Origin of the sequence: Enterobacter chuandaensis (assembly GCF_039718975.1) — a bacterium.
GTDB classification, from domain to species: domain Bacteria; phylum Pseudomonadota; class Gammaproteobacteria; order Enterobacterales; family Enterobacteriaceae; genus Enterobacter; species Enterobacter chuandaensis.
The window spans coordinates 4314722-4339121 of sequence record NZ_CP097173.1; the positions used below are offsets into that span (position 1 = coordinate 4314722).

27 protein-coding genes are annotated in these 24400 nt (G+C 60.0%); 19 read left to right on the forward strand and 8 right to left on the reverse strand.

The window, feature by feature from the left end:
* The first annotated feature begins 14 nt into the window (after positions 1-14).
* The 18 genes from MX657_RS20820 (at position 15) to acpT (ending at position 15252) form a co-directional block, all read left to right on the forward strand.
* A complete protein-coding gene (locus MX657_RS20820; RefSeq protein WP_119916332.1) occupies positions 15-1079 on the forward strand; it encodes a methyltransferase in 1065 nt (354 codons plus the stop codon).
* 66 nt (positions 1080-1145) lie between these two features.
* Positions 1146-1868, forward strand: coding sequence for a beta-ketoacyl synthase chain length factor (locus MX657_RS20825; RefSeq protein WP_119916331.1), 723 nt, complete (start codon positions 1146-1148; stop codon positions 1866-1868).
* Positions 1865-2680, forward strand: a complete 816-nt coding sequence (locus MX657_RS20830) for a lysophospholipid acyltransferase family protein (protein WP_346806663.1) — start codon at positions 1865-1867, stop codon at positions 2678-2680. Before MX657_RS20825 ends, MX657_RS20830 begins: the two co-directional genes overlap by 4 nt.
* Positions 2661-2918 (forward strand): phosphopantetheine-binding protein, encoded by a 258-nt coding sequence (locus tag MX657_RS20835; RefSeq protein ID WP_028014701.1) that lies wholly within the window; start codon positions 2661-2663, stop codon positions 2916-2918. The genes MX657_RS20830 and MX657_RS20835 overlap by 20 nt, the downstream gene beginning before the upstream one ends.
* 10 nt (positions 2919-2928) lie before the next feature.
* The gene (locus MX657_RS20840; protein ID WP_080329068.1) at positions 2929-3180 is read left to right on the forward strand and encodes an acyl carrier protein; all 252 of its coding nucleotides are present in this window, start codon (positions 2929-2931) and stop codon (positions 3178-3180) included.
* A gap of 54 nt (positions 3181-3234) precedes the next feature.
* Complete coding sequence (locus MX657_RS20845) at positions 3235-3774, forward strand: hypothetical protein (RefSeq protein ID WP_429844955.1); 540 nt, start codon at positions 3235-3237, stop codon at positions 3772-3774.
* Positions 3767-5128: an AMP-dependent synthetase gene (locus MX657_RS20850; protein WP_346806667.1), complete on the forward strand. Its 1362-nt coding sequence runs from the start codon at positions 3767-3769 to the stop codon at positions 5126-5128. Before MX657_RS20845 ends, MX657_RS20850 begins: the two co-directional genes overlap by 8 nt.
* Positions 5115-5468: a hydroxymyristoyl-ACP dehydratase gene (locus MX657_RS20855; protein WP_119916327.1), complete on the forward strand. Its 354-nt coding sequence runs from the start codon at positions 5115-5117 to the stop codon at positions 5466-5468. Before MX657_RS20850 ends, MX657_RS20855 begins: the two co-directional genes overlap by 14 nt.
* Positions 5459-7150 (forward strand): glycosyltransferase family 2 protein, encoded by a 1692-nt coding sequence (locus MX657_RS20860; protein ID WP_346806669.1) that lies wholly within the window; start codon positions 5459-5461, stop codon positions 7148-7150. The genes MX657_RS20855 and MX657_RS20860 overlap by 10 nt, the downstream gene beginning before the upstream one ends.
* A 3-nt stretch (positions 7151-7153) precedes the next feature.
* Positions 7154-7576, forward strand: a complete 423-nt coding sequence (locus MX657_RS20865) for an acyl-CoA thioesterase (RefSeq protein WP_061096838.1) — start codon at positions 7154-7156, stop codon at positions 7574-7576.
* Positions 7573-8178, forward strand: a complete 606-nt coding sequence (locus MX657_RS20870; protein WP_119916325.1) for a LolA family protein — start codon at positions 7573-7575, stop codon at positions 8176-8178. Before MX657_RS20865 ends, MX657_RS20870 begins: the two co-directional genes overlap by 4 nt.
* Positions 8147-10471: an MMPL family transporter gene (locus MX657_RS20875; RefSeq protein ID WP_346806670.1), complete on the forward strand. Its 2325-nt coding sequence runs from the start codon at positions 8147-8149 to the stop codon at positions 10469-10471. Before MX657_RS20870 ends, MX657_RS20875 begins: the two co-directional genes overlap by 32 nt.
* The gene (locus MX657_RS20880) at positions 10468-11046 is read left to right on the forward strand and encodes a DUF3261 domain-containing protein (RefSeq protein ID WP_061096835.1); all 579 of its coding nucleotides are present in this window, start codon (positions 10468-10470) and stop codon (positions 11044-11046) included. The genes MX657_RS20875 and MX657_RS20880 overlap by 4 nt, the downstream gene beginning before the upstream one ends.
* Before the next feature lies 1 nt (position 11047).
* Positions 11048-12217, forward strand: coding sequence for a beta-ketoacyl-[acyl-carrier-protein] synthase family protein (locus MX657_RS20885; RefSeq protein WP_218727743.1), 1170 nt, complete (start codon positions 11048-11050; stop codon positions 12215-12217).
* The gene (locus MX657_RS20890; protein WP_080329077.1) at positions 12214-12687 is read left to right on the forward strand and encodes a 3-hydroxy-fatty acyl-ACP dehydratase; all 474 of its coding nucleotides are present in this window, start codon (positions 12214-12216) and stop codon (positions 12685-12687) included. Before MX657_RS20885 ends, MX657_RS20890 begins: the two co-directional genes overlap by 4 nt.
* Positions 12684-13415 (forward strand): 3-ketoacyl-ACP reductase FabG2, encoded by a 732-nt coding sequence (locus MX657_RS20895; RefSeq protein WP_346806673.1) that lies wholly within the window; start codon positions 12684-12686, stop codon positions 13413-13415. The genes MX657_RS20890 and MX657_RS20895 overlap by 4 nt, the downstream gene beginning before the upstream one ends.
* Positions 13412-14641 carry a beta-ketoacyl-ACP synthase gene (locus tag MX657_RS20900; RefSeq protein ID WP_217480420.1) on the forward strand — a complete coding sequence of 410 codons (1230 nt, stop codon included), beginning with the start codon at positions 13412-13414 and terminating at the stop codon, positions 14639-14641. Before MX657_RS20895 ends, MX657_RS20900 begins: the two co-directional genes overlap by 4 nt.
* A gap of 2 nt (positions 14642-14643) precedes the next feature.
* Positions 14644-15252 (forward strand): 4'-phosphopantetheinyl transferase AcpT, encoded by a 609-nt coding sequence (gene acpT / locus MX657_RS20905; RefSeq protein ID WP_119916319.1) that lies wholly within the window; start codon positions 14644-14646, stop codon positions 15250-15252.
* Here the strand turns inward: acpT and arnF are convergent.
* The 8 genes from arnF to MX657_RS20945 all read right to left on the reverse strand — a co-directional run bounded on the left by arnF (position 15209) and on the right by MX657_RS20945 (position 23404).
* On the reverse strand, positions 15209-15589 hold the full coding sequence (arnF, locus tag MX657_RS20910; protein WP_346806675.1) for a 4-amino-4-deoxy-L-arabinose-phosphoundecaprenol flippase subunit ArnF: 381 nt from the start codon (positions 15587-15589) through the stop codon (positions 15209-15211). The two genes, acpT and arnF, sit on opposite strands and share 44 nt — an antisense overlap.
* The gene (gene arnE / locus MX657_RS20915) at positions 15586-15921 is read right to left on the reverse strand and encodes a 4-amino-4-deoxy-L-arabinose-phosphoundecaprenol flippase subunit ArnE (RefSeq protein ID WP_119916317.1); all 336 of its coding nucleotides are present in this window, start codon (positions 15919-15921) and stop codon (positions 15586-15588) included. The genes arnF and arnE overlap by 4 nt, the downstream gene beginning before the upstream one ends.
* Positions 15921-17576, reverse strand: coding sequence for a lipid IV(A) 4-amino-4-deoxy-L-arabinosyltransferase (gene arnT / locus MX657_RS20920; RefSeq protein ID WP_346806676.1), 1656 nt, complete (start codon positions 17574-17576; stop codon positions 15921-15923). Before arnT ends, arnE begins: the two co-directional genes overlap by 1 nt.
* A complete protein-coding gene (gene arnD / locus MX657_RS20925; RefSeq protein ID WP_119916315.1) occupies positions 17573-18475 on the reverse strand; it encodes a 4-deoxy-4-formamido-L-arabinose-phosphoundecaprenol deformylase in 903 nt (300 codons plus the stop codon). Before arnD ends, arnT begins: the two co-directional genes overlap by 4 nt.
* Positions 18472-20454: a bifunctional UDP-4-amino-4-deoxy-L-arabinose formyltransferase/UDP-glucuronic acid oxidase ArnA gene (gene arnA, locus MX657_RS20930; RefSeq protein ID WP_346806678.1), complete on the reverse strand. Its 1983-nt coding sequence runs from the start codon at positions 20452-20454 to the stop codon at positions 18472-18474. The genes arnD and arnA overlap by 4 nt, the downstream gene beginning before the upstream one ends.
* On the reverse strand, positions 20451-21434 hold the full coding sequence (gene arnC / locus MX657_RS20935; RefSeq protein WP_218729187.1) for an undecaprenyl-phosphate 4-deoxy-4-formamido-L-arabinose transferase: 984 nt from the start codon (positions 21432-21434) through the stop codon (positions 20451-20453). Before arnC ends, arnA begins: the two co-directional genes overlap by 4 nt.
* A 1-nt stretch (position 21435) precedes the next feature.
* A complete protein-coding gene (gene arnB, locus MX657_RS20940) occupies positions 21436-22575 on the reverse strand; it encodes a UDP-4-amino-4-deoxy-L-arabinose aminotransferase (protein WP_119916312.1) in 1140 nt (379 codons plus the stop codon).
* A gap of 322 nt (positions 22576-22897) precedes the next feature.
* Complete coding sequence (locus MX657_RS20945; RefSeq protein ID WP_119916311.1) at positions 22898-23404, reverse strand: phenolic acid decarboxylase; 507 nt, start codon at positions 23402-23404, stop codon at positions 22898-22900.
* Between the two features lie 98 nt (positions 23405-23502).
* On the opposite strand from MX657_RS20945, the gene MX657_RS20950 reads away from it, so the two are divergent.
* Entirely contained in the window at positions 23503-24384 is an 882-nt protein-coding gene (locus tag MX657_RS20950) for a LysR family transcriptional regulator (RefSeq protein WP_346806679.1), read from the forward strand.
* Positions 24385-24400 lie beyond the last annotated feature (16 nt).

Here is a 24400-nt window from a genome sequence, read left to right on the forward strand (position 1 = left end):
AAGGTTATGCAGCAATGTACGAAAAGGACACGCTCAGCGCACTGGATGCCATTACCGAAGCGCAACGCATCGCATTTGCGCCGATGTTATTTCAGACCGCGCTTTGTCTGCGTAACTCAGGCATTCTCGCCTGGCTCGATAAACAGGGTAAAGCGGGTGCCAGCCTTGAAGAAATAACCGAAAACAGCACGCTCGGCAGCTATGGCGCCAGCGTACTACTGGATATGGGATTAAGCGGTCGAATCGTTACTCAACAGAATGGACGTTATTTTCTGGCGAAAGTAGGCCATTTTTTACTGCACGACGAAATGACCCGCGTAAATATGGATTTTACTCAGGACGTTTGTTATCAGGGATTATTTCACCTGGCGGATGCCCTGCAGGAAGAAAAGCCGGCCGGATTAGCGGTGTTTGGCAACTGGCCGACCATCTACCCGGCATTATCCCAATTACCGGCTCCGGCGAAAGAGAGCTGGTTCGCCTTCGATCACTACTATTCCGACGCCGCGTTTGACGCTGCGTTGCCATATATATTCGCAAGCTCGCCGACAAAATTGTACGATGTAGGCGGAAATACGGGTAAATGGGCGTTACGCTGCTGCCGCTATGACGACAACGTTGCCGTGACGATCCTCGATCTGCCTCAGCAGGTAGCGCTGGCGCAGGAAAACATCGCAAAAGCAGGTTTTTCTCATCGTATTGGATTCCATGCTGTCGATATGCTTAGCCCAGCGACATTGCCGGGTGATGCCGACGTCTGGTGGATGAGCCAGTTCCTGGACTGTTTCTCTCCGGATCAGATTGTCGCCATGCTGACGCGCGTCGCAGAGGCCATGAAGCCAGGCGCACGGCTGTGCATTATGGAGCTTTTCTGGGATGCCCAGAAGTTTGAAGCGGCCTCTTTCAGCCTGAATGCCACCTCGCTCTACTTCACCTGTATGGCGAATGGTAATAGCCGGTTTTACAGCGTAGAGAAGTTTTATCACTACCTGGAGAGAGCGGGTTTCAGCGTAGAACAGCGGCTGGATAACCTTGGGGTAGGTCATACCCTGTTGATTTGCAACAAACGTGAACAATAGAGCAGTTTAGCTGCCCGGGTGGCCCAGCCTGCCCTTTGAATACGGTTTTTCCGCGGACGCGCGTAGATGAAATTTTCACTGAACATTATTGACTGGCAGGCAAGAGCGCCAGGACTAAGCGATGCCGCAGAGTGGCAGGCGTGGTCACGCCTGCAGGCGACGATAGACCCATCAGCGCCGCTCCCACGGCTGACCGCGTTACCGATGATGACCGCGCGCCGCCTCAATTCAGGCAGTAAGCTGGCGGTGGATATTGGTCTTGCCATGCTGCAAAGCCACGCCATTGACGCCGTCGTCTATGCCAGCCGCCACGGCGAGCTGGAGCGCAACTACCGTATCCTGCATGCTCTGGCGACCGGGCAGTCCGTTTCGCCTACCGACTTCGCCATGTCCGTGCACAATTCCGCGGTAGGCAATCTCACGATTACCGCACGCCAGGCCATCGTCTCGTCATCCATCTCTGCCGGGCTGGACACCTTCCAGCAGGCCTTATGCGAAGTGCTGAGCCTGCTGCAGGCGGGCTACTCCCGCGTCCTGCTGGTGGACTTTGACGGCGCGCTGCCGGAATTTTACCACCCGGCGTTACCGCCGCAGATGCCCACCTGGCCGTACGCGCTGGCGCTGGTGATTGAAGCTGGCCGCGAGTTGCAATGTGAGACCCGCAGCGGCAGCACGGGTGAGGAGCCCGCCCTGCCGCAAAGCCTGATGTTCCTGCAACGCTACCTCAGCGAGGAAAGCCAGTTTGTGGTCTCCGGCGAACGTTTGCTGTGGCAGTGGACGCGCCAATGAACCGCCTGACCGCCCGCATCAACTGGCTATGGCGTTTGGTCATGACCGGATTCTGCTTCGCGCTGTTTGGCGCGGGCGGACTGCTGCTGTCGCTGGTCTGGTTCAACCTGCTGCTGATTGCCCAGCGCGATCGCGCCAAACGCCGTCGTCTGGCACGCCGCAGCATTGCGGCCAGCTTCCGCTTCTTCTTAACCGTGGCCCGCGGCACCGGGGTGCTGGACTATCGTATCCACAATCTTGACGCCCTGCGCGGCGAACGGGGCTGTCTGGTGGTGGCTAACCACCCGACGTTAATTGACTATGTGATTCTGGCGTCGGTGATGCCGGAAACCGACTGTCTGGTGAAAAGCGCCCTGCTGCGCAATCCGTTTGTCAGCGGCGTTATCCGCGCGGCGGACTATCTGATTAACAGCGAAGCCGAGCCCCTGCTCGCCGCCAGCCAGCAGCGTCTGGCCCAGGGCGACACGCTGTTAATCTTCCCGGAAGGGACGCGGACCCGCCCAGGCGAGGCGATGACCCTCCAGCGCGGCGCGGCAAATATCGCCGTGCGCTGCCACAGCGATCTGCGGATCGTTCTCATCCACTGCAGCGAGCACCTGCTGGATAAAAAAAGCCGCTGGTATGATGTACCGCCCGCAAAACCCGTCTTCACCGTGGATGTCCGCGATCGCGTGAACATCGACGAATTTTACGATGCAAGGCAACAAGAACCGGCACTGGCGGCAAGGCAGTTAAACCGGCACCTGCAGCATCGATTAACATCAGGCCTTCAATCTTTGTCAGGAATTAATGATGCAAGCGCTTTATCTTGAAATTAAGAATCTCATTATCACCACGCTGAATCTGGACGAGCTTACCGCAGAGGATATTGATACCGATGCCGCGCTGTTTGGCGACGGGCTGGGTCTCGACTCTATCGACGCGCTGGAGCTGGGTCTGGCGGTGAAAAACCAGTATGGCGTGGTGCTTTCTGCCGAAAGCGAAGAGATGCGCCAGCACTTCTTTTCCGTCGCCACGCTGGCGTCCTTTATCCACGCTCAACGCGCCTGAGGTGTGAACGATGACCGACCAGGAAACCATTTATCAGGAAGTCTGCGGCCTTCTGACCAAACTCTTTGAAATCGACCCGCAGGACATTACGCCCGAAGCCCGTCTTTACGAAGATCTGGAGCTGGACAGCATTGACGCGGTGGACATGATTGTCCATCTGCAGAAGAAAACCGGTAAGAAAATCAAGCCGGAAACCTTCAAATCGGTTCGTACCGTTCAGGATGTGGTAGACGCCGTCGAACAGCTTCTGCGCGAAGAGTAAGACGTCGTGCGTGGTGGACGGACGTTCCCGCTCATCCCACTGCTGACGGGGTTGATGCTGCTGGCGTGGCCCTTCCTGATTGGATTTGGGCTGACGCATAACAGCCTGTCGTGGCTGCTGCCCGTGATGGCGCTGCTGTTGCTGCTGCGGCTGCGTCAGGCGCGGCGAAACACCGGCCCGATGCGATATGTGGTGCAGTGCGTGGCGCTCGCGGGGATCGCGCTCTGCGCGGCAAGCTACCTGCTGAAAACCCACCAGTGGCTGCTGTTCTACCCTGTGGTCGTTAATCTTGTGATGCTGGCCGTTTTTGGCGGTTCGCTGTGGACAGCGATGCCGCTGGTTGAACGCCTGGCGCGCCTGCGAGAGCCAAATTTGCCCCCGGAGGGCGTGCGCTATACCCGCAGGGTGACCCTCGTCTGGTGCGGCTTTTTCATCGGCAACGGGGCGATGGCGCTGTATACCGTCCTGCACGGCGACATGCATCTGTGGACGCTGTGGAACGGTATGGTGGCCTACATCCTGATGGGGACGCTGATGGCGACAGAGTGGCTGGTGCGCCAGCGGGTGATAAAAAAAGAGATGCACAATGAATAACCCCCTTCCGCTGGGCCAGTGGTTAAACGCGCCCCGCCCAGACGACACGCCCGTCGCCTGGCTTGACGATCGTACCTGGACGCTGGGCCAGCTGCGCCACGACGTGACGTTACTGGTCGACACCCTGCGTCAGCAGGAAGGCGAGCGCTGGGCGCTGTGCTTTGAAAACAGCTACCTGTTTATCGTTGCGCTGCTGGCCTCGCTGCATGCGGGTAAAACGCCGGTCATTCCCGGCCATAGCCGCGTTTCGCTGCTTGAGGAGCAGCAGTATCTGTTTAGCGGCGTCCTGAGCGATCGCACTCTCGATATCCATGGGAAGCTGATTGTGGTGGCCTCCCGCCACCAGACGATCGGCCACTGGGCGCCCCTGCCCGCGATTGACGAAAACCGCTTCGTTGAGCTGTTCACCTCCGGCTCTACGGGTACGCCGCGCCGGGTGATTAAGCACATCGCCAGCCTGAATCGCGAAGCCCGCCTGCTGGCTGACCGTTTCGGCGAGCGTCTGGCTGGCTGTAGCGTTGTGGCCTCCGTCGTCCCGCAACATCTCTATGGCCTCACCTTCCGCATCGTATTGCCGATGGCGATGGGCCTGCCGCTGCATGCCGCGATGCTCTACTACGCAGAGCAGCTGGCCGCCCTTCCTCATGACCGGCATTATCTGTTCATCAGCAGCCCGGCGTTTCTGAAGCGCCTGGATACCGAGCTGGCCGCGCCGCCCGTCAGGATGCTGATTTCCGCAGGTGGAATGCTGCCCTGGTGTGACGTCTCCACCACCGCTGGCTGGCTTAACATCTGGCCGGACGAAATTTATGGCAGCACCGAAACCGGGATCCTCGCCTGGCGCCATCGCCGGGAAGATAGCCTGCCATGGCTGCCCTTCCCCGGCGTAAACTTCCATCAGGAAGGCGAAGCCTGCCGCGTCACGTCGCCGCTGATCCATGAGGTTGAAGGACTCCAGCTGGACGATATCCTCCACTTCGACAGCGTGGGGCTGTTCAGCATCGCCGGGCGTCGCGGGCGGGTGGTCAAAATTGAAGAAAAGCGCATCTCGCTTAACGAGATCGAACGTCGCCTGCTGGAGCTCGACGGCGTTTGCGAAGCGGCTGCGCTGCCGGTTACGCGCGGGGGCCGTCAGGGGATTGGCGCACTGCTGGTGCTGGACGAAGCGGTTCGTCAGCGCGGGTATATGCAGGACAAAAAAGCGCAGGAGTTCGCCTGGCGTCGCGCCCTGCTGCCGTGGCTTGAGCCAGTCGCCGTGCCGCGCTACTGGCGCGTTGTGGACGAGATGCCGGTAAACAGTATGAACAAGCGTGTCTATGCGCAGTTAGAGGAGTTATTTCATGAAAATTCATGAAATCGAGCGCCATCAGGCACAGCCGGAGAAGCTGGAGATCGTGTTACATCTCGACGCCTCTCTGTTCTGGTTTCAGGGCCATTTTGCCGTACAGCCGCTGCTGCCCGGCGTTGCGCAGCTTGACTGGGTGATGCACTACGCAACGACCTTACTGGCACCAGGCTATCGCTTTCACAGCATTCAAAACGTGAAGTTCCAGGCGCCTCTGCTGCCGGAAACCACGGTGACGCTGGTGCTTGAGTGGCACGCCGAACGCAAAATGCTGTCCTTCAGCTACCTGCGTCATGACGGGGCTGAACGCCATACCGCCAGCAGCGGGAAAATTCGTCTATGTCAGTAACCTTCCGCCCCTGCGTGCTGATCCCGTGCTACAACCACGGCGCCATGATCGCCAGCGTGCTGTCGCGTCTCGCGCCGTTTGGCCTGCCGTGCCTGGTGGTGGATGACGGCAGCGAAGCCGTCACCCGTCAGGAGCTGGAGCGCCTCGCAGCAGAGCAGCCGCAGATGACGCTGGTCCGTCTGGCACAAAACGCCGGGAAAGGTGCCGCGGTCATCAGGGGGCTGGAGGAGTGCGCGCGTGCGGGTTATACCCACGCCGTGCAGGTGGATGCGGACGGCCAGCACGCCATCGAAGATATTCCCAAACTGCTGGCGCTGGCGGAGCGCCACCCGGACGCGCTGATTTCCGGCCAGCCCATTTACGATGATTCTATTCCGCGTTCGCGACTCTACGGACGCTGGGTCACCCACGTCTGGGTGTGGATTGAAACCTTATCGCTGCAGCTTAAAGACAGCATGTGCGGCTTTCGTGTTTACCCGGTCGCGCCCACGCTGCGTCTGGCCGCGCGTGAAACGCTCGGTAAACGGATGGACTTTGACACCGAAGTGATGGTCCGTCTCTACTGGCAAGGCAACACCAGCGTCTTTCTGCCCACCCGTGTGACCTACCCGCAGGACGGGTTGTCCCATTTCGACGCGTTAAAAGATAACGTGCGGATCTCCCTGATGCATACCCGGCTGTTCTTCGGCATGCTGCCCCGCATTCCCGGCCTGATCTTCCGTCGACGCGGCCAGCACTGGGCGCAGCAGGACGAGGTCAAGGGTCTGTGGGGGATGCGCCTGATGCTGCGGGTCTGGCAGCTGCTGGGACGGCGGGCCTTTACCGTGCTGCTGTGGCCGGTGATCGGCGTGTACTGGCTTATCGCGCGGCAGGCGCGCCAGGCTTCGCAGCAGTGGATTTCGCGGGTGAAGCTGGTTCTGACTCAGCGAAACATGCCCGTTCCCCCACGGTTCAACAGCTTTTTCCACTTCATGCGCTTCGGCAACGCGATGCTGGACAAAGTCGCCAGCTGGCGTGGCGAGCTGAAGTTTACGCGCGACGTGGTCTTTGCCCCCGGCGCGAGCGAAACGCTTAATATCGAGGCGCCGCAGGGCAAGCTGCTGCTGGCCTCGCATCTTGGCGACGTCGAAGCCTGCCGGGCGCTGGCCCAGCTGGACGGCAGCAAAACCATCAACGCCCTGGTCTTCAGCGAAAACGCCCAGCGCTTTAAGCAAATTATGCGCGAAATGGCGCCTCAGGCCGGCGTGAATTTGATGTCGGTCACCGACATCGGCCCGGACACCGCCATCGCCATCAAAGAGAAGCTTGAGCGCGGAGAATGGGTCGCGATCGTGGGCGACCGCATCGCGGTGAATCCGCAGCGTGGCGGCGAGTGGCGGGTGATCTGGAGCCCGTTCATGGGCCAGCCCGCGCCGTTCCCTCAGGGGCCGTTTATCCTGGCCTCCATTCTGCGCTGTCCGGTGGTGCTGATTTTCGCCCTGCGCCAGCAGGGGAAGCTTGTCCTGCACAGCGAGCCATTTGCCGACCCGCTGATCCTGCCGCGCGGGGAACGCCAGCAGGCGCTGCAGGCTACCGTCGATCGCTACGCGCAGCGGCTGGAGCATTACGCCCTGATGTCGCCGCTCGACTGGTTTAATTTTTTCGATTTCTGGCATCTGCCAGAGTCCAGAGAGAAGGAGTAAAGGGTGCTGACCGATCCCCGCTTTACGACTGAAGTTGAGATCACCGTTCCGTTCCACGACGTCGATATGATGGGCGTGGTCTGGCACGGCAACTATTTCCGCTACTTTGAGATCGCCCGCGAGGCGCTGCTCAATCAGTTTGACTATGGCTATCGCCAGATGAAGGCCTCCGGCTACGTCTGGCCCGTTGTCGACACGCGGGTGAAATACCGCGATGCGGTGACCTTTGAGCAGCGCATTCGCGTCCGCGCGCAGATTGAAGAGTATGAAAACCGTCTGCGCATTGCCTATCAAATATTCGATGCGCAGACCGGCAAACGCACTACCACCGGGTACACCATCCAGGTGGCGGTCGAAGAAGCCACCCGCGAAATGTGCTTTGTCAGCCCGGCAATTCTGTTTGAACGTATGGGAGTCACGCCATGAAATGGTTGCCTTTGCTGGCGCTGATCGTCAGCCCGCTGGTCAGCGCCGTGACGCTGGATGAACTGCAGCAGCGCTTCACCGAGCAGCCCGTGGTGCGCGCGCACTTCGAACAGGTCCGCACGATAAAAGATATGCCGCAGCCGCTGCGCTCGCAGGGCGAGATGCTGATCGCCCGCGACAGCGGCCTGCTGTGGGATCAAAAAGCGCCGTTTCCGATGACACTCCTGCTGGACGACAAGCGGATGGTTCAGGCGATCAACGGCCAGCCGCCGCAGACCATCACCGCCGACAATAATCCGCAGATGTTCCAGTTCAACCACCTGCTGCGGGCCCTGTTCCAGGCCGACCGCAAGGTGCTGGAAGAGAACTTCCGCATCGATTTTAAAGACCTGGGCGCGGGCCGCTGGTCGCTGGTGCTTACGCCAAAAACGACGCCGCTGGACAAGATTTTCGCCACCCTCGATCTGGGCGGCGCGACCTATCTGGAGACGATTCGCCTGAACGATAAGCAGGGCGACCGTACCGATATCGCCCTTTCAAACCACCAACTGACGCCCGCCACCCTGACCGATGACGAACGCCAACGCTTTGCCGCACCGTAAATCCCTGCGCCCGGCGCTGCTGTGGGCCACGGTATGTCTGGTTATGCTGGGCGTGCTGCTGTCGCTGCTGCCCGGCGCGCGTCTGAACAGCAGCGTGCTGGCCATGCTGCCGAAGCAGACGTTGGGGGCGATCCCACCGGCGCTCAACGACGGGTTTATGCAGCGTCTCGACCGCCAGCTGGTCTGGCTGGTCAGCCCCGGCAAAGAGCCCGATCCGCGCGTGGCGCAGCAGTGGCTTGAACTGCTGCACAGCAGCGACTCGCTCCGCGAGGTTAAGGGCCCGATGGACGCCGCCGGGCAAAAGGCCTGGGGAGAATTCTTCTGGCAGCACCGCAACGGGCTGATTGACCCGGCCACCCGCGCCCGCCTGCAAAACGGCGGAGAAGCACAGGCGCAGTGGATTTTATCCCAGCTCTACTCCGCCTTCTCCGGCGTCAGCGGCAAAGAGCTGCAAAACGATCCGCTGATGCTGATGCGCGGCTCGCAGCTCGCTCTGGCGCAAAACGGCCAGAAGCTGCGGCTGATGGACGGCTGGCTGGTCACGCAAGATGAAGCGGGGAACTACTGGTATCTGCTGCACGGCGAACTGGCGGGCTCATCATTTGATATGCAGCAGACCCACCGGCTCGTGACGACGCTTAACGCGCTGCAACAGACGCTGAAAGCGCGTTATCCGCAGGCGCAGCTGCTTTCGCGCGGAACCGTGTTCTACAGCGATTACGCCAGCCAGCAGGCCAAGCGCGACGTCTCGACGCTGGGCATCGCCACCCTGCTTGGCGTGTTCCTGCTGATCGTGGCGGTGTTCCGCTCTCTGCGCCCGCTGCTGCTGAGCGTGCTCTCGATTGCCATCGGCGCACTGGCGGGCACGGTGGTGACGCTGCTGCTCTTTGGCGAACTGCACCTGATGACGCTGGTGATGAGCATGAGCATCATCGGTATTTCGGCCGACTACACGCTCTACTACCTGACCGAACGGATGGTCCACGGCGCGGAGCATTCCCCCTGGCAAAGCCTGGCGAAAGTGCGCAATGCGCTGCTGCTGGCGCTGCTGACGACCGTCGCCGCCTACCTGATTATGATGCTGGCCCCCTTCCCCGGGATCCGCCAGATGGCGGTATTTGCCGCCGTGGGGCTGAGCGCCTCCTGCCTGACGGTGATTTTCTGGCATCCGTGGCTGTGCCGGGGTCTGCCGGTGCGCCCGGTTCCCTTTATGGTCCTGATGCTGCGCTGGCTGGCCGCCTGGCGACGCAGTAAAAAACTGTCCGTTGGTCTGCCCGTCGCGCTGGCGCTGCTCTCCGCCGTGGGAATGAGCACCCTGAAGGTGGACGACGACATCGCCCAGCTGCAGGCGTTGCCGAAAGATATTCTGACGCAGGAGAAAGCCATTACCGCCCTGACCGGCCAAAGCGTCGATCAGAAATGGTTTGTGGTGCATGGCGCTTCGCCCCAGCAAACGCTGGAGCGGCTGGAAGCCTTTACCCCGGCGCTGGCCGAGGCGCAAAAAGCGGGAGAGATTGCCCGCTGGCGCACCCTGCCGCTGAACTCGCTGGCCCGCCAGAAAAGCGACCTTACGCTGCTGCGGAACGCCGCCCCTGCGGTGACGAACGTGCTGAAAAGCGCCGGGCTTAACGCCGTATCCCCGAATCTCGACGCCATGCCGGTCAGCGTGGACGCGTGGCTTAACAGCCCGGCCAGCGAAGGCTGGCGTCTGCTCTGGCTGACCCTGCCCGACGGGGAAAGCGGCGTGCTGGTGCCGGTGGACGGCGCGAAAAACAGCGCGGCGCTCGATGAGCTGGCCGCGCGCCATGACGGCGTCGTCTGGGTCGATCGCAAAGCCAGCTTTGACAGCCTGTTTGCCCTCTACCGCACGCTGCTGACGGGGCTACTCTTTGCCGCGCTGGCGGTGATTACCTGCGGAGCGATGCTGCGCCTCGGCTGGCGTAAAGGGCTGATAAGCCTGGTGCCATCCGTGCTGTCGCTGAGCTGCGGGCTGGCGGTGCTGGCCGCAACGGGCCACCCGGTGAACCTGTTTTCACTGCTGGCGCTGGTACTGGTGCTCGGCATTGGCATTAACTACACGCTGTTTTTCAGCAACCCGCGCGGTACGCCGCTGACCTCGATGCTGGCAATTACCCTGGCGATGATGACCACCCTGCTGACGCTGGGCATGCTCGTCTTCAGCGCCACCCAGGCCATCAGCAGCTTTGGTATTGTGCTGGTAAGCGGTATTTTCACCGCCTTCCTGCTGGCCCCGCTGGCGATGCCGGATAAGAAAGAGAGAAAACGTAAATGAACGCTGTTTATCGCGCCGTCGCGCTGGCCGCGGCGCTGCTGCTGGCAGGCTGCAGCCATTCGACCGATACCCAAGAGACGCGGCCTCAGGCCTGGCTCCAGCCGGGAACCAAAGTCACGCTGCCCCCGCCCGGCATCAGCCCGGCGGTAAGCTCCCAGCAGCTGCTGACCGGCAGCTTTAACGGGCAAACGCAGTCCCTGCTGGTGATGCTCAACGCGGATGCGCATAAGGTCACGCTGGCCGGGCTCTCCTCCGTGGGGATCCGTCTGTTCCTGGCAACGTACGATGAGAGCGGTATTCATACCGAGCAGTCTATCGTCGTGCCGCAGCTGCCGCCCGCCAGCCAGGTGCTGGCAGACGTAATGCTCAGCCACTGGCCGATTAGCGCCTGGCAGCCGCAGTTGCCGAAGGGCTGGACGCTGAAGGACAATGGCGATCGGCGCGAGCTGCGCAACGCCAGCGGCAAGCTGGTGACGGAGATTGTCTACCTACAGCGCAAGGGCAAGCGCGAGCCGATCAGCATCGAGCAGCACGTATTCAAATACCACATCACCATTCAATATCTGGGTGACTGAGATGATTTATATTTCCGCTGTTGGCATGGTCAACGCGCTGGGCAACTCGCCTGACGAGATTGCCGCAAACCTGACGGCAGGCGTGGCGCCGGGGATGCATGCCCGGACCGGCTGGTTGCAGGGAACACCCGAAGCGGTACTGGGCGGCGTGGAAGGCGAGCTGCCGACTATCCCGGACACCTTCTGTGCGCACCGCACCCGCAACAACCAGCTGCTGCTGGCCGCGCTGGCGCAGATCCAGCCCGCCGTTGACGAGGCTATCGCCCGCGTCGGTCGCGACCGCGTAGCCGTGGTGCTGGGAACCAGTACCTCCGGGCTGGATGAGGGCGATGAGCACGTACGCCGCATGACCGACGGCGAGACCAGCACGCGCTGGCAGTATCCCCAGCAGGAGCTGGGCGATCCGTCCCGCTTCCTGGCCAACTGGCTTCAGCTCGACGGCCCGGCCTATACGATCTCGACGGCCTGCTCTTCCAGCGCGCGGGCGATGATCGGCGGTAAACGCCTGATCGAAGCCGGGCTGGTGGACATCGCCATTGTCGGCGGGGCCGATACCCTGAGCCGCATGCCCGTCAACGGCTTCAACAGCCTTGAATCCTTCTCCCCCACGCTCTGTGAGCCGTTTGGCCGCGACCGCCGGGGGATCACCATCGGTGAAGCCGCCGCGCTGATGGTGCTGAGCCGCGATCCCGCCGACGTGGCGCTGCTGGGGGCGGGCGAATCCAGCGATGCGTACCACATTTCCGCGCCGCATCCGCAGGGCGAAGGGGCGATGAGAGCCATCACGCAGGCGCTTAACGACGCGGGGATGCAGCCGCAGGACGTCGGCTATATCAACCTGCACGGCACGGCCACGCCGCTTAACGATCAGATTGAATCTAAAGTGGTACACGATCTCTTCGGGGAAAGCGTGCCGTGCAGTTCAACCAAACACCTTACCGGCCACACGCTGGGCGCTGCCGGCATCACCGAAGCGGCTTTAAGCTGGCTTATCCTGACGCGCGATCTGCCCTTGCCGCCGCAGGATTTTGCCCGCTACGCCCCGGACGAGACGCTGGCACCGTGCGGCCTGCTGCACCAGCGCACCGCCCTGAAAAAGCCGGTGATTTTGTCTAACTCGTTCGCGTTTGGCGGCAACAACGCCAGCATTCTGCTGGGGAGAGCGTCATGAGCTACCTGTCACCCGAAGCCTATTTGCCGCACGATGCGCCCATGATGCTGCTGGGGTCCGTTGAGTGCGTCACGGACGACACGGCGGTCTGCCGCGTTGCGGTCAATAGGCAAAGCGTGCTGGCACCGTTTCTGAATGCCGATGGCGACCTGCCGGGCTGGTACGCGCTTGAGCTGATGGCGCAGACCGTTGGCGTCTGGTCAGGCTGGCATCGTCAGCGGCAGGGACAGGAACATATCGCACTGGGCATGGTGCTCGGCGCGCGCGAGCTGGTCTGCGCCAGCGGACGTTTCGCCACAGGTTTAACGCTGGACATTACCGTCAGACTGCTGATGCAGGACGAACGCTTCGGCAGTTTTGAATGCACGATTAGCGCAGGGGAAGAGACGCTGGCCACGGGCCGGGTCAACACCTTCCAGCCAAGTGCAGAAGAATTAACATCGCTTTTTAATCAGGGATCCCACGCATGAGTCGTTCCGTACTGGTCACAGGGGCCAGCAAAGGCATTGGTCGTGCCATCGCCTGCCAGCTTGCCGCTGACGGGTTCACCGTCGGCGTACATTACCATCGCGATGCCTCAGGCGCGCAGGAGACGCTGGACGCCATCACGCAGACGGGCGGCAGCGGCCGTTTACTCTCGTTTGACGTGGGCAACCGCGAACAGTGCCGCGAGGTGCTGGAGCAGGAGATCGAAACCCATGGCGCATGGTATGGCGTGGTCAGCAATGCCGGAATTACCCGCGACGGTGCTTTTCCGGCGCTGAGTGAAGACGACTGGGACAGCGTGATCCACACCAATCTCGACAGCTTTTATAACGTCATTCACCCCTGCATTATGCCCATGATCGGCACCCGTCAAGGCGGGCGCATTATTACCCTGTCCTCCGTCTCCGGCGTGATGGGCAACCGCGGCCAGGTGAACTACAGCGCGGCCAAAGCGGGCATTATCGGCGCCACCAAAGCGCTGGCGATTGAACTGGCAAAACGCAAAATCACCGTGAACTGCATTGCCCCAGGGCTGATTGATACCGGCATGATTGAGATGGAGGAGGCCGCGCTCAAAGAAGCCATGTCCATCATCCCAATGAAACGTATGGGCCAGGCCGAAGAGGTCGCCGGGCTGGCAAGCTATTTGATGTCGGATATCGCGGGCTACGTTACCCGCCAGGTCATCTCGATTAACGGAGGAATGCTATGACGCGTCGCGTGGTGATTACGGGCATGGGCGGCGTGACCGCCTTTGGCGAGAACTGGCAGTCCGTTTCCAGCAGGCTGCTGGCGTATGAAAACGCGGTGCGGAAAATGCCGGAATGGCAGGTGTATGATGGCCTGCATACCCTGCTGGGCGCGCCGATCGATGATTTCACGCTGCCGGAACACTATACCCGCAAGCGTATTCGCGCCATGGGCCGCGTGTCGCTGATGTCGACCCGCGCCACCGAGCTGGCGCTGGAGCAGGCAGGGTTGATTGGCGAAGCGGTGCTCACCAACGGGCAAACCGGCATCGCCTATGGTTCTTCAACAGGCAGCACCGGCCCGGTCAGCGAATTCGCGACCATGCTCACCGAAAAGCACACCAATAACATCACCGGGACAACCTACGTCCAGATGATGCCGCACACCACGGCGGTGAATACTGGCCTGTTCTTTGGGCTACGTGGCCGCGTCATCCCGACGTCGAGCGCCTGTACCTCCGGCAGCCAGGCGATTGGCTACGCCTGGGAGGCCATTCGCCACGGGTATCAAACCGTGATGGTCGCGGGGGGCGCGGAAGAGCTTTGTCCATCTGAAGCGGCGGTGTTTGACACGTTGTTTGCCACCAGCCAGCGCAACGACGAACCCAAAACCACTCCCTCGCCGTTCGATACGCAGCGCGATGGGCTGGTGATTGGGGAAGGCGCAGGCACACTGATACTGGAAGAGCTGGAGCACGCCAGAGCGCGCGGGGCCACCATTTACGGTGAGATCGTGGGCTTTGCCACCAACTGTGACGCGGCCCATATCACCCAGCCGCAGCGTGACACCATGCAAATTTGCATGGAGCAGTCGCTGGCGATGGCGGGGTTAAGCGCAAGGGATATGGGGTATATCTCCGCGCACGGTACCGCCACCGACCGCGGCGATATCGCCGAAAGCCTGGCGACGGCTGCCATTTACGGTGACAACGTGCCGGTTTCCTCGCTGAAGAGCTATTTTGGCCATACGTTAGGGGCCTGCGGCGCGCTGGAAGCGTGGATGAGCCTGCAGATGATGCGCGAAGGCTGGTTTGCCCCGACGCTCAATTTAACGCAGCCGGATGAGCAATGCGGTGCTTTAGATTATATTATGGGAGAAGCCCGTCAGATTGACTGCGAGTATCTGCAGAGCAATAACTTCGCGTTTGGCGGCATCAATACCTCGATTATCATTAAACGCTGGGCGTAACTATGTACCGGTTTGTACTGGGAAAAATTTCCACCCTTTGCGCGGACCCGCTGGCGTCAACGCTCGCAGATACGGCACCTCAGGGTGCACGACAGGCTTCCTGGCTGGCTGGCCGGACGCTGCTCGCCAGAACGTTATCCCCCCACCCGCTCCCCGATATCATTTACGGCGAGCAGGGGAAACCGGCCTTTGCGAAGGGGGAGCCGCTGTGGTTCAACCTGAGCCATAGCGGAGACGATATCGCCCTGCTGATGAGCGATGAAGGCGAAGTGGGCTGCGATATCGAAGTGATTCGCCCACGCAAGAACTGGCAGGCGCTGGCCAACGCCGTTTTCAGCCTGACTGAGCACGACGAGCTGGAGCGTGAAGCGCCGGAGGAGCAGCTTTCGGCCTTCTGGCGTATCTGGACGCGCAAAGAAGCGATTGTTAAACAGCGTGGCGGCAGCGCCTGGCAGATTGTCAGCATCGACAGCACGGCGCAGACGCACGCGGTCAGTCAGCTACAGCTCGGCTCCCTGAGCCTGGCCGTTTGTACCCCAACACCCTTTATCCTGACCACCGAGTCGATTATTCACGTCGGGGCAGGAAAATCACCAGTACACCCAGCATAATCAACGCGACGCCCAGCAGCCCATGCCAGGAGAAGCGCTCCCCCCAGCCGGGCAGCAGAATTGCTGCGCCCCACACCAGGATATAGCTGAGGCTCAGCAAGGCATACGCTTTGCTGAGCGCCATGCGATGCAGCGCCAGATACCAGCACCCTATGGAGGCCACATACCCCGTTAACCCCAGCAGCAGCGCGCCCGTGCCGGACGAAACGTGCCACAGCGCGGAGATAAACGTCAGAAGATCGCTGACCGATGGCAGAGCCTGCATGGCATCGCGCAGCAACAGCTGCGAGGCGCTGACTAACAGCACGCTGCATAACGCCCAGAACGCGCCTTTCACAGGCTTCCTCCCAGCACGATAATCCCCATGATGATGAACCCGACCCCCAGCCAGTGATGCACAGCAACATGCTCACGCCAGATGACCTTCGCCGCCAGCGTCACCCAGACAAAGTTGAGGCTCAACATAGGGTAAGCCACGCCGACGGGCAGGCGCTGCAGCACCACCAGCCAGACCAGCATCCCGCAGCCCAGCGCCAGCACTGCCAGCCCAAGCCACAGCGCGATATGCGCCCCACGCCGCCCGGCCTTCGCCGGACGGGTAGCCTGTTTCTGGCACAGCTGTCCCACGCAGCTCAGCAGGCTTGCCAGTATCAACCAGGTCCAGGTCATCACTTCGGCAGATACTCCAGCAGGGCCAGACGTCCCTGGATATAGAGATTGTCCGGCTGCGGTAAATTTGCCTCTGAAATATCGTCACGCTTAGACAGCAGCATCACCAATGACACGCTCCCCTGCTTACGATGCGTTGCCAGCCACTGCGCGAAGTCGTCCTCACTGACAAAACGATCTTTCGCATCGGGATAATCCAGCCCGTAGCGCAGCTCGCCGCTCTGAGCAAACAGCGTGATGTCACTGCGCTTCAGCTCCCACGCCAGGCCCGCGGCCACGCCAACGTTATTCGTCAGCACAAAACGGCTGCCCTGAAGCGGCTCGCGCACGGTATCCACCAGCGACTGCGGCTGTTTGGAATCCACCACCAGGTTCGGAATGGCAAAACCAATCAGCAGCGCCAGCCCGGCTGGGCACAGCGCCGCCAGCCACCAGCGCTGCTGGCTCTGCCTGAGCGTAAACCAGCCTACCGCGCCCCAGATGAGGAACGCCACCACCGCACAGAAGACTTTATACAGTTCAACCGACGTCCAGACCGGATGCTTAGCCAGCCCCCATGGTGAGACCACCAACGCCGCCGCCACGCCGATAGCGCCAAACGCCAGGTTAATCCCGCCATTAATGCGCAACGCTCTGGCCCCTTTTTCCGCCGCGAAGCAGGCATAGCGCGCCATCAGGATCGCCAGCGGGGCAAAACAGGGCAGGATATAGGTCGGCAGCTTGCCTTTGGCGATGCTGAAGAACAGCAGCGGCATCACCACCCATCCCAGCAGGTAGAACCCGCCGCCCGCGTTTTGTCTGTCATTCCAGCCGAGACGCAGCGCGCCTGGCAGCAGCGCCAGCCACGGCAGGCTGCCCGCGAGCAGGAACGGCAGGTAGTACCAGAACGGGGCTTTATGCTGCGCGTCGCTCTGGGCAAAACGCTGAATATGCTCAACCCAGAAGAAATAGCGCCAGAAATCAGGCTCACGGTGCGCGATGGCCAGCCCCCAGGGCAGCACGATAAGCACGCAGCTCAGGATCGCAAGCCAGCCAAAAATCAGCACCTCTTTCCAGCGCTTTTGGGCGATGACCCACGGCAGCACGCCGATAACCGGTACCGCCAGCGCCAGAAAGCCTTTGGTCATCACCCCCATGCCGCAGGCCAGCCCAAGCAGCACATAGCCCCCCGCTTTTCCGGCAACGGTTTGGGCCTGTGACGCCAGCCAGAAGCTGCACATCGCCGCCACCAGCCACAGGGTAATAATGGGGTCCAGCACCGCATAGGTGCCGATGCCATACACCAGGAACAGGGTCAGGAAGATAAGGCCGGAGAAAATGGCCGTCCGCTTATCCCGCCAGAGCCGCCAGGCCATCCAGATAACCAGCAGCGCCGCGAGCCCCGTGGAGAAGATCGACCCGGCGCGTACGGCAAAGTTCGTGTGGCCGAACAGCAACTGCCCGATGCTGTTGATCCAGTAGCCGGCAATCGGCTTTTCAAAGTAGCGCAGCCCCAGAAAATGCGGGACGATCCAGTCACCCGACGCCAGCATTTCGCGGCTGATTTCCGCATAGCGCGTTTCATCAGGCTGCCACAGCAGACGGATATCGACCGGAATGAGGTAGTAAACGATAAACAGTGCGAAAAGCGCTACGCCATAACGGGCTGTTTTCATGGGACCGAACTCACGGTTTGTTGATAGCCAAGCCAGCCTTCCCGGCCAGCCAGTTCATTACGGACAACCTTGCCCACGGGCAGGGTGCTGAGGTCGTCCGGCAGCAGCTCACTCAACGGGCAGAACGCAATGCCTTCCCGGGCGGCCATCGTCAGCAGTTCATCGAAATCATGCTGATACGCAATCCCTTCCACTTCTGCATGGATGGTATAGACTGGCGTTCCGGCGTCACGATGGATGCGGTCCAGTATGTAGCGATTAAATGCTTCCGCCTTCACCTCGCGCCCCACCACTTCATCCCACGTGGGAAGCGTGACCGGAATTTGCACCGTACCGTAGCGATGTTCGCCCAACAGCGGCAAAAACGGCCCGGTTCCGCGACAGTCGCTGTTATAGCGAAACGCGAAATGCTCTTTGGCTTTCACCACTCGCTGATCCGCACGCCATCCCGCCACGGCGGAGCAGCGCACGGGCTGACCGATGATGGCCTCCAGCTCCAGCATCCCACGCTCGACCTCACGGGACAGGCGCGGGATATCCCAGACGCCCGCCCAGGCCTGCCAGGCATGGTGGTCCCAGGCATGCAGGCCAATCTCATGATGCGCCGCCGCCTCGCGGATAATGTCTTCATTACCCGCGCCGATGCGTCTGCCGGGCCAGGCGGTGCCGGCCAGCAAAATATCCCAGCCGTAGAGGGATGCCGCGCGCGAGCGCAGCATTTTGAACAGAAATGCCGGTTTAACCAGACGCCATAAATGGCGTCCCATGTTGTCAGGCCCCACGCTGAAGAACATGCTGGCACGCACGCCGTGCCTGCTCAGCAGTTCCAGCAGCCTGGGCACGCCGTCACGCGTTCCCCTGAAGGTATCGACATCGATGCGTAAACCGACTTTTTTCATGAGGCCTGTTCCGACAGCTCCACGGTGCGCAGGAAGAAGTCGAGCGTTTCATCAATGGTCTGCTCCATCTTCACCGTCGGCGTCCAGTTCAGGCAGCGCTTCGCGTTGCGGATGCTTGGCTTACGGTGCTCAACGTCCTGGTAGCCCTTACCATAGTAGCTGCTGCTTTCCACTTCGCGGAAACCGGCGAACGGCGGGAAGCGATCGCGCAGCGGGTGGCGCTCGAAGCTTGCCAGCAGCATCTCTGCCAGCTCGCGAATGCTCGCCTCGTTTTCCGGGTTACCAATGTTGATGATTTCACCGTTGCAGCGGTTATCTTTGTTCTCGATGATGCGGAACAGAGCTTCGATACCGTCGCTGATATCCGTAAAGCAGCGTTTCTGGCTCCCCCCTTCAATCAGCTTGATAGGCGAGCCTTCCACCAGGTTCAGGATCAGCTGGGTGATCGCACGGGAGCTACCGATACGCGCCGCGTTCAGGTTATCCAGACGCGGGCCCATCCAGTTGAACGGACGGAACAGGGTAAAGCGCAGACCTTCCTTCTCGCCGTAGGCCCAAATCACGCGGTCCAGCAGCTGCTTGGAGACAGAGTAGATCCAGCGCTGTTTGTTGATCGGCCCGACCACCAGGCTGGAGGCATCCTCATCGAAGTTTTTGTCGGTACACATGCCGTACACTTCAGAGGTGGACGGGAAGATGATGCGCTTGTCGTATTTCACGCAGTCGCGGATGATCTTCAGGTTCTCTTCGAAATCCAGCTCGAACACGCGCAGCGGGTTACGGGTGTACTCGATTGGCGTGGCAATGGCGACCAGCGGCAGCACCACGTCGCATTTTTTAATGTGATATTCGATCCACTCAGAGTGAATGCTGATGTCCCCTTCCACGAAGTGGAAGCGCGGGTTGTTGAGGAAACGGCTGATGGCGTCAGAGCCGATATCCAGACCGTAAATCTCGTAGTTATCGTCTTTGAGCAGACGTTCGGTCAGGTGGTTCCCGATAAAGCCGTTCACGCCGAGGATCAGCACGCGGGTGCGGCGCTTGATGGCCACCACCGGGGCGCTGGTGATCAGCGCCCCGGCCACCAGCCCCAGAGACTGCGCCAGCTGCGTGCCCTGAACGTACAGCCCGTTGTCGGTCTGCCCGGTGACGATCTCCAGCGCCTGCTCGCCGCAGCTCACAATCAGCGGGGAGACGGAAACGACGGTGCCCGGTTTAGCCGCCGGGATATCGTCACGCACGCGGGATTTCCAGACGATAAATTTGCTTACGCCCGCAAAGCTATACGCGCCCGGCCACGGATCGGTCACGGCGCGCACCAGGTTGTGCAGCTGGCGGGCAGGTTTGTTCCAGTCCAGACGACCATCTTCCGGCGCGCGGCGGCCAAAGCAGCTGGCCTTGCTTTCGTCCTGCGCGGTCTCGCTGAAGGTGCCGTTGAGGATCGCTGGCAGCGCGTCACGCAGCAGGCTTTGCGCCGCGGCACAGAGTTTCTGATGCAGCTCGAGCGCGGTTTCATCCGCGTCAATTGCCACGCGGTGCTGGGCGACGATGGCTCCGGCATCCGCGCGGTGCACCATGCGATGCAGCGTCACGCCCGTTTCCGTTTCGCCGTTGACCAGCACCCAGTTTAGCGGCGCGCGGCCACGGTAGGCGGGCAGCAGAGAGCCGTGAAGGTTAAACGCCCCTTTGGCGGCCAGACCTAAGATTTCGTCGCAGATCAGGTTGCGATAGTAGAACGAGAAGATCACGTCAGGCGCGAGCGCGCGAATGCGATCCACCCACAGCGGGTGGTTAACGTCGTCCGGAGCATATACCGGAATTCCGCGTTCAGCGGCGATACGCGCCACGGAGCCAAAGAAGTGATTCTCTCCGGCCGCGTCCGGATGGGTAAAGATTGCAGCAATGTCATAGCCCGCTTCCAGCAGGGCCAGCGTGCCCGCGCACCCCATATCGTGATAGGCAAATACAACGGCTTTCATGGGTGGTTTTCCTCTTGAGATGCTTTGTGTTCCTGACGGACAACACGTTGAATAAAGTAGCGCGGACGTGCGCGAACATCGTTATAGATACGGCCAATGTATTCACCGAGCAGGCCCATCCCGACAAACTGGGCACCGATGAACATAAACAGCACGGCAAAGAGCATGAAGACCCCTTCCGCCGCCCACTGCGGGCCAAAGACCAGCCGCAGCACCACCAGCAGAACGGAGAGCGTAAAACCGGCAAGGGCGATGACGCTGCCGAACACGCTCAGCAGACGCAGCGGCGTGGTGGTCAGACAGGTGATGAGGTCGTACATCAGGTTGATGAGACGCATAAAGCTGTACTTCGACTCCCCGTGCTCGCGCTCGGCGTGCAGGACCGGAATTTCCGTTGCCTTGCGGGCAAAGGTATTGGCGAGGATCGGAATAAAGGTGCTGCGCTCATGGCAGTGCAGCATGGCGTCGACGATATGGCGGCGATAGGCGCGGAGCATGCAGCCGTAATCACCCATCGCTTTACCGGTGGTACGCTGGATAAGACGGTTGATGGTTCGCGATGCCAGCTTGCGGAACAGGCTGTCCTGACGGTTCTGACGCACCGTGCCCACCACGTCATAGCCCTCATCGGCTTTCGCCACCAGGCGCGGGATCTCCTCCGGCGGGTTTTGCAGATCCGCGTCCAGGGTGATGATCAGATCGCCCGTAACGTGGCTGAACCCGGCCATAATGGCAGAGTGCTGGCCGTAATTGCGGTTTAGCAAAACCGCGACGATATGGCTCCCCTCTGCCTGGGCGGCTTCGGTCAGCATCATTGCGGAATCATCACTGCTGCCGTCATCCACCAGCAGAATTTCATAGGCTTTGCCCAGCGTGTCGCAGGCGGCCGTGGTGCGGCGGATCAGCTCGGGCAGGCTCTCCTGCTCGTTATAAACAGGGATCACCACAGAAACTTTTTGTACAGGCGGTGCGCTGAACATATCAATGTCCTGCAAGCTGATGGAGCGCGGTAATGACGCGGGTTGTGTCGTCATGAGTCATGTCCGGGAAAAGAGGGAGAGAACAAATACGCGCGCTATTCCATTCCGAATTCGGAAGCGATACATCAGGAAAACGCTCGCGGTAGTATTTTTGGGTGTGTGCCGCGCGGAAATGCAGGCCGGTACCGATGCCTTGCTCCTTCAGCGCCGCCATCAGGCCGTCGCGTGAGATCCCGCAGCGCGCTTCATCAACGCGAATAATAAACAGGTGCCAGGCGTGAACGTGTGGCCATGACGGAATGCTCAGCGGCTGGAACGGCGTATCGGCAAGCTCCCGCAGGTAGCGCTGCGCGATTTCCTCGCGGCGTGTGTTGGCCTCTTTCAGCTTGCCCAGCTGCACCAGCGCCAGCGCGGCGTTGATATCCGCGAGGTTGTACTTAAAGCCCGGGGAGATCACTTCTGCCTGCGGCGCACGACCGTGCGTCTGGCGGTCATAGGCATCCACACCCAGGCCATGGAATTTCAGGCTGCGGATCCGCGCGGCAAGCTGAGCGTTATCCGTGACGACTAAACCGCCTTCCGCGCAGGTCATGTTTTTGATGGCGTGGAAGGAAAAAATCGCCGTGCCTTTCCAGCCCACGTGACGGTTCTTGTAGTACGTTCCGGCGGCATGGGCTGCGTCTTCAATCACCGGAATACCGTGACGCTCACCGATGGTATGAATGGCGTCGATATCACACGGCGCACCGGCGTAATGCACGGGAATAATCGCTTTGGTACGCGGGGTAATGGCGGCTTCAACCGCTTCCGGCGTCACCATCAGCGTATCGTTGTCCACATCGATCATCACCGGCGTGGCGCCCAGCAGCACGATCATATTCAGCGTGGAAACCCAGGTCTGGGAGGGGGTAATGACCTCATCGCCCGGGCCAATGTCCAGCGCCATCAGCGTGACGTGCATGCCTGCCGTTGCTGAACAGACGGCAATCGCGTGCTGGTTCCCCGTCAGGTGACAGAATGCCGCTTCAAGTTCCTGATTTTTAGGTCCGGTGGTGATCCAGCCGGAGGTTAATACCTCCTGCAACGCCGCTAATTCCTCATTACCCATCGACGGGCGGGAAAAAGGCAAAAAATCACTCATCATTATTTTCCTTGCAATAAGAATGGCACGCGCTTGATATTAACCAATTACCTTTTCGTTTATTTCAACGAACCATAAACTCATATCAAGGTAGCGTTCATTTCTTAGGAAAAATTAAGATGGTGTTTTTAAATGTTACGATAAGAATATTAAATAATTAAAAAACAAGGAGTTAGTTAATTATGAATTATTTATTTCGTGATCTACCACAATCTTTTCTAAATGTTATTTTAAACCAGACATCAACAAACAAAAAAAATCCCGATTATTTCCATCGAAATAGAAATAACCGGGAACTTTTCCGTTTAGTTAATTGTCGCGCTTATTTTAAGTTATCTGGAAAGTTTGCAGGTAACTCGCTAGCCGGGCACGCAATAATGCTGTCATCGTCAGGGCCACAGTCGCGTACAAAGGTGATTGTCGCGAATTCATCAATCACTTCCGTTGGGTAGGCCGGGCCAGCATCGCGATAGCTATTCATCAGCGGAATGTGATCGTTCTGGAAGCAGACGGTTTTTTCCGGGTTATTCATGACCCAACGCGGGAAGAAGATAGTGCCATGGAACAGTCTGTCTCCCAGGTTCGCAATCAGGCTGACGTCGGTGCCGGTTGGCTCAGTCCATGAAATTTTATAGATGCTCTCGCCCACCTGGACAATGTAAACCTGCTGATCTTTAACCCAGCGATTCGCCACCAGCCCGCTGTGAATACGGTAGTCGATGGTGTTTTCGTTTTTAACGTAAAACTCGTAATTCCAGCCGTTATCATAGGTATACACCAGATGTTTGCCCACGAAGCCGCTTAAGTCATGTTTGTCGAATGTGTTCATATGATGTCTCCTTGTTTTGATGAGACGATCTTAAGCCTTCAAAAAATGAATGAATAACGCTATGTTTTAATCAAACCCATCCAATTTTTAGATAAATTATGCACAAGACGACGCTGGAACAATGGTCTCTGCTGGAACGAGTCGTGGAAGCGGGCAGCTTTGCCAAAGCCGCGGAAGAAACCCACCGCAGCCAATCCTCGGTGAGCTATAACCTGTCGCTGCTGCAGGAAAGGCTGGGAGTGGCGCTGCTGGTCCCAGAAGGGCGTCGGGCCGTATTGACCCCCGCCGGAGAACTGCTTCTCAACCAGGTTAAGCCGCTGCTGAAAGCATTTTCGTACGTCGAGACGCGCGCGGCGACCCTTCGTAACGGGATGCGCACGCGGCTGGACCTGGTCGTGGACTCGATTTTTCCGCGCCGCCGCCTGTTCGCCATCCTGCGTCAGTTTCAGCAGCAGTATCCGCAAACTCAGGTCCGTCTCACGGAGGTGCTGGAAAACACCCGCGCCGATGTCATGAATAACGAAGCCGATGTGATGGTCCTAACCCGCCGCCATGACATTACCGGGCTCGGCGAATGGCTGATGAATATCGACTTTGTCGCCGTGGCGCATCACCAGCATCCCCTCTTTAGCCTCGACGCGCCGCTAAGCGATGAGATGCTGCATCCGTGGCCGCTTATCCAGATTGCGGACAGCCAGAACGCCGCGCGGGCCGCCAGCCAGTCGTGGACGTTCTCAACCATTGATGCCGCCATAGAGGCCGTTGTCTCGCAGGTCGGCTACGGCTGGCTGCCTGAGGAACGCATTCAGCCCCAGCTGGAGCAAGGCGTACTGCGAATGCTTCCGCTGAGCCACGGTGTCCGCCGCGCCACGCCGCTGCATCTGATTGTGAAGCGCACTCTCGCCCCGCTGGATGAGCAGGTAGAGACCCTGCTGCGCCTTTTTAGCCAGGAGCCGTCATCATCACCTGCTACGCTTTAAGGTCCGAACGTTAAAA

Bases quoted from the DNA above. Each gene is read 5' to 3' on its own strand.
- MX657_RS20820 (WP_119916332.1), top strand. From the start codon at position 15: ATGTACGAAAAGGACACGCTCAGCGCACTGGATGCCATTACCGAAGCG.
- MX657_RS20825 (WP_119916331.1), top strand. From the start codon at position 1,146: ATGAAATTTTCACTGAACATTATTGACTGGCAGGCAAGAGCGCCAGGA.
- MX657_RS20830 (WP_346806663.1), top strand. From the start codon at position 1,865: ATGAACCGCCTGACCGCCCGCATCAACTGGCTATGGCGTTTGGTCATG.
- MX657_RS20835 (WP_028014701.1), top strand. From the start codon at position 2,661: ATGCAAGCGCTTTATCTTGAAATTAAGAATCTCATTATCACCACGCTG.
- MX657_RS20840 (WP_080329068.1), top strand. From the start codon at position 2,929: ATGACCGACCAGGAAACCATTTATCAGGAAGTCTGCGGCCTTCTGACC.
- MX657_RS20845 (WP_429844955.1), top strand. From the start codon at position 3,235: ATGCTGCTGGCGTGGCCCTTCCTGATTGGATTTGGGCTGACGCATAAC.
- MX657_RS20850 (WP_346806667.1), top strand. From the start codon at position 3,767: ATGAATAACCCCCTTCCGCTGGGCCAGTGGTTAAACGCGCCCCGCCCA.
- MX657_RS20855 (WP_119916327.1), top strand. From the start codon at position 5,115: ATGAAAATTCATGAAATCGAGCGCCATCAGGCACAGCCGGAGAAGCTG.
- MX657_RS20860 (WP_346806669.1), top strand. From the start codon at position 5,459: ATGTCAGTAACCTTCCGCCCCTGCGTGCTGATCCCGTGCTACAACCAC.
- MX657_RS20870 (WP_119916325.1), top strand. From the start codon at position 7,573: ATGAAATGGTTGCCTTTGCTGGCGCTGATCGTCAGCCCGCTGGTCAGC.
- MX657_RS20875 (WP_346806670.1), top strand. From the start codon at position 8,147: ATGACGAACGCCAACGCTTTGCCGCACCGTAAATCCCTGCGCCCGGCG.
- MX657_RS20880 (WP_061096835.1), top strand. From the start codon at position 10,468: ATGAACGCTGTTTATCGCGCCGTCGCGCTGGCCGCGGCGCTGCTGCTG.
- MX657_RS20885 (WP_218727743.1), top strand. From the start codon at position 11,048: ATGATTTATATTTCCGCTGTTGGCATGGTCAACGCGCTGGGCAACTCG.
- MX657_RS20890 (WP_080329077.1), top strand. From the start codon at position 12,214: ATGAGCTACCTGTCACCCGAAGCCTATTTGCCGCACGATGCGCCCATG.
- MX657_RS20895 (WP_346806673.1), top strand. From the start codon at position 12,684: ATGAGTCGTTCCGTACTGGTCACAGGGGCCAGCAAAGGCATTGGTCGT.
- MX657_RS20900 (WP_217480420.1), top strand. From the start codon at position 13,412: ATGACGCGTCGCGTGGTGATTACGGGCATGGGCGGCGTGACCGCCTTT.
- acpT (WP_119916319.1), top strand. From the start codon at position 14,644: ATGTACCGGTTTGTACTGGGAAAAATTTCCACCCTTTGCGCGGACCCG.
- arnE (WP_119916317.1), bottom strand. From the start codon at position 15,921: ATGACCTGGACCTGGTTGATACTGGCAAGCCTGCTGAGCTGCGTGGGA.
- arnT (WP_346806676.1), bottom strand. From the start codon at position 17,576: ATGAAAACAGCCCGTTATGGCGTAGCGCTTTTCGCACTGTTTATCGTT.
- arnD (WP_119916315.1), bottom strand. From the start codon at position 18,475: ATGAAAAAAGTCGGTTTACGCATCGATGTCGATACCTTCAGGGGAACG.
- arnA (WP_346806678.1), bottom strand. From the start codon at position 20,454: ATGAAAGCCGTTGTATTTGCCTATCACGATATGGGGTGCGCGGGCACG.
- arnC (WP_218729187.1), bottom strand. From the start codon at position 21,434: ATGTTCAGCGCACCGCCTGTACAAAAAGTTTCTGTGGTGATCCCTGTT.
- arnB (WP_119916312.1), bottom strand. From the start codon at position 22,575: ATGAGTGATTTTTTGCCTTTTTCCCGCCCGTCGATGGGTAATGAGGAA.
- MX657_RS20945 (WP_119916311.1), bottom strand. From the start codon at position 23,404: ATGAACACATTCGACAAACATGACTTAAGCGGCTTCGTGGGCAAACAT.
- MX657_RS20950 (WP_346806679.1), top strand. From the start codon at position 23,503: ATGCACAAGACGACGCTGGAACAATGGTCTCTGCTGGAACGAGTCGTG.